We start from the raw sequence: 8631 nt of genomic DNA, 5'->3' as shown, positions 1-8631 counted from the left end.
TTAACGCCTGTGGAGATAGTAGGTTACGAGGTCTGGGAAGCAGGAAGCCCATTGGCTTTAGACAATGGGTAGTTCACGGTCATTTCTCAGACACTACAGGCAGATTATAAAAATTTGCAGGGAAGATCGGCAATCCTGGACTGTGTGGCTGTGGACAGGGAACACAATCTTTACAATGTGGAGATTCAGCAAAAGCGGGAAGGGGCATCCCCGAAGCGAGCCAGATATCACAGCGGTTTACTGGATATGAATCTTCTGGAGCCAGGGGAAGCGTATCAAAAACTTCCCAATAGCTATGTCATACTTATTACGGAAACAGATGCATTGGGGTATCATCTTCCGATTTATCACATCAGCAGAAAGATCCAGGAAAACGGCAGGGATTTTCCAGACTGCGCCCACATTATTTATGTGGATTCCAAAAATCAGGAGGATACCGCGCTGGGACGGCTGATGCATGATTTTCACTGCAAAGCGCCGGAAGAGATGTATAATCCCGTGCTGCGCCAACAGGTTTATCGATTTAAAAATACTAAGGAAGGAGTGACGTTTATGTGCAGAGAGATGGATAAGATTTACAGGGATGGGGAGAGGAACGGCCAGAAGATAGGTCAGAAGATAGGTCAGGAACGAGGCGAAAAGATAGGCCAGGAGCGAGGCGAAAAAATCGGCCAGAAGCGGGGAGAAAAGATTGGCAGAGAACGAGGTGAGAAAATAGGTAAAAAACAAGGTGTAAAAAGTGAACAAAGAAGAATAGTAACTTCATTAAAACGAAAAGGGAAGACAATGGATGAAATAGCATATCTGACAGGAATTCATGAAACTGTGGTGCGGAAATTGCTGGGGTAAGGAAGAAATAAGGCAACAAAGCAACACAGAAAATCAGATTGTTGAACTTCAGGGTCTTGGTATTGATGCTGTTTCTGGTGCAACGCTTACGAGCAATGCCATTTTAGATGGTGTGGCAGACTGTGTGAAGCAGGCAGGAGGAGACGTGGAAGCACTTAAGGCTGTGAAGCCGGAGGTTACGGCAGCAGAGGATGAGGAGCTGACAGCAGATGTAGTTGTAATTGGTGCCGGCGGTGCTCTCAATGCTGTAGATGAAGGCAGTGAGGAGGATCTTGCCAGAGAAGACAGCGTGGACTTCCATTATCAGCAGACCTATGAAGGCGGAGACAAGCAGGGAGATCCGGAACTGGTTCGTAAGCTGGTTGATGAAGCCTATGATGGTGTAGAGTGGCTGATGGATCTGGGAATGGAATTCCAGCCAGGACTCTTTACTGTAACCGGTGGTATGTGGGAGCCGCGCATAAGCCGGTAAAACCGGAGGGATCCGGATTTTTCAAGACCTATCAGGCTTATATGGATAAGAATGAAGGAATTACTATGAAATACGAAACGACAGCAAAACACCTGATTGTTGAGGATGGCGCTGTTGTGGGTGTTGAGTGCGAAGGGAAAACCGGAAACAAAGTGACCGTTAAGGCTAACAATGGTGTGGTTCTGGCTACCGGAGGCTTTGGAAGAAATATTGAGATGCGAGAGAAATACAATGAGGAAACAAAGCTGTGGCCGACACTGGACGAGACCATTCCATCTACCAATACGACAGCGATTACCGGAGATGGTATTGTTATGGCAGAGGAAATCGGCGCAGAACTGGTTCAGATGGGCAATATCCAGCTGCTTCCTCTGGGTGATCCCCAGACAGGAAGCCTGTCAGAAAATATTGAGCATTCTGTAGAGAGCCGTATCTTTGTCAATAAAGAAGGCAATCGTTTTGTAAACGAAGGCGGACGCCGTGATGAGATGACGCTTGCTTTATTTGAGCAGCCGGATACTACAATGTATATTGTAATGAACAGTGACTGCTATCCTACCGGCGATGAGGTAAACAACTTTAATGAAAGCGTAAATTCTCTGGTAGCAGCCGGACGTGCTTACAAGGCAGATACACTGGAAGAACTGGCAGAACAGATTGGTGTTCCGGCTGAAAACCTCAAAGCAAGTGTAGAGGAATATAACCGTCATCGTCTGGGCGGTGATCTGGAAGGTCAGGAGGACGAGTTTGGACGTACTCTGTTTACCGATAATGATCAGAAGAACAACGGCATTGACGATGCTCCTTTCTATGCGGCAGCTCGTGTTCCTACGGTTCATCACACGATGGGCGGTGTAAAGATCAACCTTAACACAGAGGTGATTGATACAGAAGGCAATGTAATCCCGGGACTGTATGCAGCTGGCGAGGTAACCGGCGGTATTTATGGAAGCAATCATCTCGGTGGAAATGCCTTAACTGATACAGTTGTATTTGGAAGAACTGCAGGCGCCAATGCTGCTGCTTATGAAAGATAAGCAGAAAAAGATTCTGACAAGAGCAGGATAATAGTCAGAAAATATCAGGAAGACTGTAAAAAAATTTTGCAGCCTTCCTGATTTGTGTTATAATAAAAACGTAACTATTCAGGACGGCGGGAAATTTGAAAGAAAAAGCTGTGTTAAGCTTACTTGTAAGCGGATTCAGGAGGTGCTTTATGGATAAAAAAAAGCTGGTGATTACCATTGAACGTCAGTATGGAAGCGGCGGAAAAATTGTAGGAAAGAAGCTGTCAGAGGAGCTGGGAATTCCGGCTTATGATGATGAAATTTTGAGTCTGACAGCAGAAAAAAGTGCAGTAGGAGAGCAGTATTTCAGATTGGCAGATGAGAAGGCGGGAAACAATCTTCTGCGTCGAATTGTAGGAGGAATTCGCCATACACTGCCGGGAAATCCCAAAATTGAAGGTGATGTTACATCTCCGGATAATCTGTTCCGTTTTCAGTCAGAGGTGATTCGGGAACTGGCAGAAAATGAATCCTGCGTGATTATTGGCAGATGTGCCGATTATATTCTGGAAACAGCAGGAAAAGAGGATTTGATTAAAATTTTTGTTTATGCAGATACTGCTACCTGTATTCGCAGAACCATGGAAGCAGACGGTCTTGCAGATACCAAGGAAGCCTTGGATAAGCTGACAAAGATTACCAGACAGAGAAGAGAATACCACAGATATTTTACCGGCAGAGAATGGGAGGACGTAAGCAACTACGACCTGCCCATCAATGCCAGTAGGTTGGAATATGATCAGATTATAGAACTGATCAAAGCATACATCCGTATGGTTGGATATGATGTTTAATCGGTGCTATCGGATATTTAAGGAGCATTGGTTGGACTGAAGGTAAATAAGAGTTCTCCACATATCCTGCTTCCAGGCGGTTTTGAGGCGGTTGTCCGTAATGGGCAGCCGCTCTTTTATTACCTTTGCGGCACCCTGAATTTTGCAGACACAGAGGGAATCCTCAGTCTGGCTTTCAGGCAAAACAGAGGCAGCTCCAGAGTTTGGAATCAGAAGCTCAGAGGTCTCTCCTTTCCAGAAGGGTTCTTCGCTGGTAATCAGGGAAAGCACAGGCTGCAAGGAATCACAGCTGGTTACATCTGTGATGGTGATTCCCTTTTCCTTATCCAGGCGAACGGTTCGTACATAAGATGAAACTCTTTGTTCTGGATAAGCGTCTGCCAGTTCCATGGAAATTTCTCCAAAGGTATCGGTCAGCTGCCAGCGGACATCGTTTGCCCGATATTGGGGACCGTTGTGCTGCATGGCGGCAATGGCGGGAGCGCCGGATTCTGAATTGGCAGAACCAAAATTCACTGCATATCCATAAGGAAGTGAAATGGCAGCCGATTCGTCACATCCAGCAAAGGAAAGCAGATTGTGATACTGAGACTGCATGGTCCAGATGGAATAACGCTCTTCCGAAAATGTTTTTTTCTGATAGGTTTCCACTCCAATATCAGCAAAGAGAGGCTGCCCGTTTCTGTAAATAGTAAAGCTGCCGGTGTCATTGTGATTATGGCTGTCATCATTATCACCGGCTTTTACGGCCAGACAAAACCGACTGTCACGGACGATAAAAAGCCCGGTGCTGGGATAATAAATATCATCTCCTGTGGTTGGAGCAGCTGTCACATAATCCGTCATTTCCTGAGCGGAAAAAATCGTCTGCAGGCGGTAAAAAAGATTGTGTTCTTCTCTAAGCAGAGGGTCCTGTGACTGGCGGAAATCTCCGGCAGCAAGTCCCATAAGACGGGGATTTGCGGTGCGTTTTCCAAAGAGATATTCTCGTGCGCCGCACTGTCCGGCAATCGGAGAGCAGTCTGCAAAATTGATATAATAGGGGCCTGCCGCATGTACCTGAACAATATAGGAGGCAATATTTTTAATCTTCGGCTCCTCATATAAAGCGTGGAAATGTCCGTCTGTTATGGCATTGAGGATTTCCATACAGCCAAAAAGACAAAGGCCAGCGTGGTGAAAATACTGAGCGCCCTCATCACAGCAGCCATCCTCCCCATATTCTGCAAGAAAATAGTCAAGGCTTTCGCATGCCTTAAGAAAAACAGCTCTGCGAACTTCCTCACTGATATCTGACAGTGCGGCAGTCAGAAGAATATTCTGGGTACACCAGACAGTCCAGTTATTCATATGAGATTTGCCGTCTCCCATCCACCAGAAATGCTCGTTCAGGTAAGGAACAAAGATACGTTCGGACAGGGCCTTATCAAGAAGGACAGAAACAGCAGGACTGACTGCATCCAGCTCCTGCTTTAACAGGTATCTGGCTGTGGAAAGAATGGCAGCTGTCTCCGCGGCGAATAAGTCAATTACCGGGCGCCGTGCATCTGGAAGAGGAAGCTGAGGTGTATCACGGATATAGGAATTGTGGGCAGGAAGACACCAGGAGGTCTCCTCACAGATAGACCAGATTCCATTTAAAACAGAATCCAGAAAGCGTCCCTGATGCTCGGCACACTCTGCCAGAAGCATGGAATTGAGAAGGGTTCTTCGGGCAAACAGCTTGCCTTCAAAGAGTGATCTTCTTCCGGTTCTGGTAAAATCAAGATAGTCTGTGGCAGTAAGAGTCGGCCACGGCTCTTTCAAACAGCGTTCTCCATCTTTGAGAAGAAGGGAAAGAATGGAAGGATCCAGGTGCTCCCAGGCAGTTCGAACTGCAGCAGGGGCAGCCGGATGAAAGGGTACAAAAGTGGTACAATAGGTCTTGGCAAGTTCCTGAAACATAAGAAATCTCCTTTATTCACGGTAGCTTGGCGCAGCGGTATGGGATTGGATGTAGTCCCGGGGGGATACGCCTTCTACTTTTTTAAATACTTTGCTGAAATAAAATGCGCTTTCAAAGCCCAGCCGGTCTGCCACCTCGTAGATCTTGTAATCCTGTTCCAGAAGAAGGGCCTTGGCCCGGCTTATTTTTTTCTGAGTAATATATTCTGTAAATCCGATGCTGCAGCTTTTCTTAAAAAGGGCGCTTAAATAATTGGGAGTCAATCCAAATACAGCCGCGACATCGTTTAGGGTCAGCCGGTCTTCGATGTGATTATCAATATATTTTTGAACATTAGAGACAACATGATCCTTGTAGGTTTTGCGTTTGTTTTTCAGAATGCTGCATAGCCCGTCCCGAAGGGTATTCAGCCATTGCGTAACCTCCATAATGCTGGCTGCCCTGTAAATCGAACGGTATCCATCTGGATAGGCGGAAAAAATTTCTTCCAGGGTTTCCTCACTGCCGGGAAGAAGGGAAAGAGCAAGATACAGAATATTGCAGGCGGCATCTACAGCCTGAAGATATTTCTGCGGATTGGAGATGAAAAGCTCTGTAATTTCCGTCAGTGTGCGGTAGAGTACGTCTGTGTCAAACTCTTCAAAGGCCTGTGTCAGACTGTTTTTAAAAACCGTAATGTTAAAGGCATTTTTCATGGTGTCATCGGTAATCCGGGAAAAAGGAACAACAGGATTTTCCTGATCCGCCAGATTGAATGCCTGTCGGGCTTCCTGATAGGATCCGCTTATTTTTAAGGGATCGTCTACAGCACTTCCAATTCCTATGGAAAGCCATACATTAAAATAATTATGTACCATGGAGCAGGCGTTGGAAATACCGTTTTGTACAGCGGTAATATCGGCCTTTTCCATCGTAGGAAAATGAAAAACCGCGGCAAAATGGATTTTATCAAGGGAAATAACATAACTGGGCGCATATTTATTAAATATTTCCCGTATCATCTGCAGGCTGCTGGAATACAGATTCATCTGTTTTTCCCTGCTTAGCTGGGCGGCTACTCCGCTGTGAATTTCACCGTGGCAGGCCAGATAGCACTGATGGGAAAAATCCAGGCGCAGATCCCGCACCTGAATGGCAAACTGTTCCCGGCTGTCAAACAGATTGTGGAGAAGACGCATGAAAAATTTATCAGAATAACTCTGCAGCAGGGGGCGTCCGCCAGCCTGACGGTATGCAGCGCTTTCCTTTAGCTGGTTTAATCGCTCCAGGGCCCGTTCGACAGCCTGTCTGAGGCTGTCTGGATCCAGCTCAAGCTTAACCAGATAATCAACAACCTGGTAGGAGAGAGCCTTCCTCACCAGCTCAAATTCTTCATAGCTGGTAAGAACAAGAAACAGGGGGATGGGGCCGATTTCGTCTCTGCAGGCTTTCACCAAATCCAGGCCGTTCATAATCGGCATCTTGATATCGGTAATGACCAGCTCCGGGGCGTATTCCCGGATCATATCCAGGGCAGCCTGACCGTTCATGGCAGTACCGCAGACTTCAATGCCAAGCTCTGCCCAGTTTATCATAGATTTTATGCCGATCTGTACCAGAGGTTCATCGTCAACAATCAGCAGTTTTATCATAATATCGTTGTCCTTTCATCTGTGATATAGGGGAGTGTTATGGTCATGACAGTATAGGAATTTTCTCCGGTTTCGCTTTGGATTGTGATTCCGAAATCCTCCCCAAAATCATATTGAATTCGTTTATTTACGTTATTGATTCCCACATGGCGGAAAAATTCAGCGGAGGAATCGGCTTCCCCAGTCAGCACTTTTTTCATGGTCTCCTCTGTCATACCGATACCGTTGTCAGTAACAGAAACCTTCAGAAGTGGCTGGCCGTCAGAGGCAGAGGATTCCCATGCCTCAATGACAATCTTTCCGGCACAGCCCTTGGGCTCAATGCCGTGGAAGAGTGCATTCTCTACAATAGGCTGAAGAGAAAAACGGTGAATCATGCAGTGATACAGCTTGGGATCTGGAATCCGGCATTCCAGAGATACACTGCCTCCATATCGATACTGCTGAATCAGAAAATAATCCTGAACCAGCGCCAGCTCGTCTTTCAAGGGAATCTGGGCGCCTGTGCCTTTGGAGACATTTTTCATCAGTCGGGCCAGGGCTGTAGTCATTTCTGCAATACCGCCGGCGCCCTGAATGGTTGCCATCCATTTGATGGAATTCAAGGTATTGTAGAGAAAATGCGGGTTAATCTGACTTTGAAGAATCTGATATTCCAGATCCTTTTTCTGCTTTTCATCTTCTACTTTTTTGTCCATCAGAGAAACTACATTTTCCGACATTTGATTAATCCCTTTTCCGATGGTTCCGAATTCATTTTTCCATTCAATCGAAGGGTCCCTGGAAAAATCTCCCTGAGCAATAGCGTCGATTTTGCTCTGAAGCAAGGCCACAGGACGATTGATCAGATGGCTTAATACCAGGTAGAGAAGCCCTCCGGATATGAGGATAACAACGACAATCCCCGCAATAATGGTATTATAAACGTCTCTCTGGGCCAGATAGCTCTGATCAGAAAGCACCTGAGTAATGGTCCATCCCTGATTTCCCAGAGGGCAGGATACTGTGTACCGCCGGCTTCCGTCTGGAAACTGTACCTGAGCAGCGCGATTGCTTTTATGGAAGGTTTGACTGCTGACATCCTTTAAGATCTGAAAAGAAAAATCACACTCTGTCAGCTGGCCGCAGTTATAACGGTAGGTATGTTCTCCGATAGTAACATAGAGGGCAGAGTCTTCTTCTAAAGGCAGGGTATGAATATAATCCGTCAGCAGTCTTTCCGGAATTGTAAGATAGAGCCATCCAATTCGATCCGCATTGTACTGATTATAAATAGGACGCACAATGGGAAGGAATTTCGGGCTGTCAGATTCCAGAAGAGGATCCGGATGCAAACCGTTCCACAGGTATTCCGGCGCATTGAGAAACCTCTGAAAATGCTCATCGGCATAGACAATATCTGCAGCAGAGGAGGTATTGGTAGCGCTTGTATCGGAAAGCTGAAGGTATACCTTTCTGTTTTCCGGAGAAATCAGAACCCGGGACATGTATTTTTCTGAGGAGGGAGTATCATTGTACTGCTCCTTTAACCGGCTATAGGTATTTAAGGCTACGGTGCGGAGGGAAAAATCTTCCGAGGAGATAGTAGGCATCTTTTCCTGATTCTGAAAGACCCGCAGAAAATGATTGATGTCTGTATTGCTGCTGCACCAGTCTACAAAGGAAAATATGTGATCCATGTCGGCCGAAACGTTGTTGGAAATAACCTGCATATTGAATTCCGCAGACTGAATCTCCGCTTTGCGGAGAAAGGACTGGAATACAGAAAAGCAGATAGTCACAGTAATGGCAGCGATAATAAGGGTTATAGCTGCTGTACTGATAATAATCTGGTTTCGGACCGTTTGCGGAAATATGTGCTTTTTCATAAAAC

At 46.1% G+C, this 8631-nt stretch carries 7 protein-coding genes; 4 read left to right on the top strand and 3 right to left on the bottom strand.

Going from position 1 to position 8631, the window contains the following annotated elements; all coding sequences use genetic code 11:
- Positions 1-114 precede the first annotated feature (114 nt).
- From ACESON_RS12960 to ACESON_RS12945, 4 genes are all read left to right on the top strand, one after another.
- Positions 115-849 (top strand): hypothetical protein, encoded by a 735-nt coding sequence (locus ACESON_RS12960; protein WP_373110311.1) that lies wholly within the window; start codon positions 115-117, stop codon positions 847-849.
- Complete coding sequence (locus ACESON_RS12955) at positions 818-1321, top strand: FMN-binding protein (RefSeq protein ID WP_373110309.1); 504 nt, start codon at positions 818-820, stop codon at positions 1319-1321. The genes ACESON_RS12960 and ACESON_RS12955 overlap by 32 nt, the downstream gene beginning before the upstream one ends.
- A gap of 41 nt (positions 1322-1362) precedes the next feature.
- Positions 1363-2358, top strand: coding sequence for an FAD-binding protein (locus ACESON_RS12950; protein WP_373110307.1), 996 nt, complete (start codon positions 1363-1365; stop codon positions 2356-2358).
- A 179-nt stretch (positions 2359-2537) separates the two neighbouring features.
- Positions 2538-3182 carry an AAA family ATPase gene (locus ACESON_RS12945; protein WP_373110305.1) on the top strand — a complete coding sequence of 215 codons (645 nt, stop codon included), beginning with the start codon at positions 2538-2540 and terminating at the stop codon, positions 3180-3182.
- A 6-nt stretch (positions 3183-3188) separates the two neighbouring features.
- On the opposite strand, the gene ACESON_RS12940 is transcribed toward ACESON_RS12945, so the two are convergent.
- Genes ACESON_RS12940 through ACESON_RS12930 form a run of 3 tightly spaced genes read right to left on the bottom strand, consistent with a single transcriptional unit; the run spans position 3189 to position 8626 of the window.
- Entirely contained in the window at positions 3189-5126 is a 1938-nt protein-coding gene (locus tag ACESON_RS12940; RefSeq protein WP_373110303.1) for a heparinase II/III family protein, read from the bottom strand.
- Between the two features lie 12 nt (positions 5127-5138).
- Positions 5139-6758, bottom strand: coding sequence for a response regulator (locus ACESON_RS12935; RefSeq protein ID WP_373110301.1), 1620 nt, complete (start codon positions 6756-6758; stop codon positions 5139-5141).
- A complete protein-coding gene (locus ACESON_RS12930; RefSeq protein WP_373110299.1) occupies positions 6755-8626 on the bottom strand; it encodes a histidine kinase in 1872 nt (623 codons plus the stop codon). The genes ACESON_RS12935 and ACESON_RS12930 overlap by 4 nt, the downstream gene beginning before the upstream one ends.
- Positions 8627-8631: the final 5 nt, after the last annotated feature.

Source organism: Lachnoclostridium sp. Marseille-P6806 (genome assembly GCF_964238185.1).
Taxonomy (GTDB): Bacteria; Bacillota; Clostridia; order Lachnospirales; family Lachnospiraceae; genus Brotaphodocola.
The sequence above is the reverse complement of the archived record's forward strand: the minus strand, read 5'-3'. Positions and strand labels throughout refer to the sequence as shown.

Coding starts and splice junctions, on each gene's coding strand:
- ACESON_RS12945 (WP_373110305.1), top strand. CDS start 2,538: ATGGATAAAAAAAAGCTGGTGATTACCATTGAACGTCAGTATGGAAGC.
- ACESON_RS12930 (WP_373110299.1), bottom strand. CDS start 8,626: ATGAAAAAGCACATATTTCCGCAAACGGTCCGAAACCAGATTATTATC.
- ACESON_RS12950 (WP_373110307.1), top strand. CDS start 1,363: ATGGATAAGAATGAAGGAATTACTATGAAATACGAAACGACAGCAAAA.
- ACESON_RS12955 (WP_373110309.1), top strand. CDS start 818: ATGAAACTGTGGTGCGGAAATTGCTGGGGTAAGGAAGAAATAAGGCAA.
- ACESON_RS12940 (WP_373110303.1), bottom strand. CDS start 5,126: ATGTTTCAGGAACTTGCCAAGACCTATTGTACCACTTTTGTACCCTTT.
- ACESON_RS12935 (WP_373110301.1), bottom strand. CDS start 6,758: ATGATAAAACTGCTGATTGTTGACGATGAACCTCTGGTACAGATCGGC.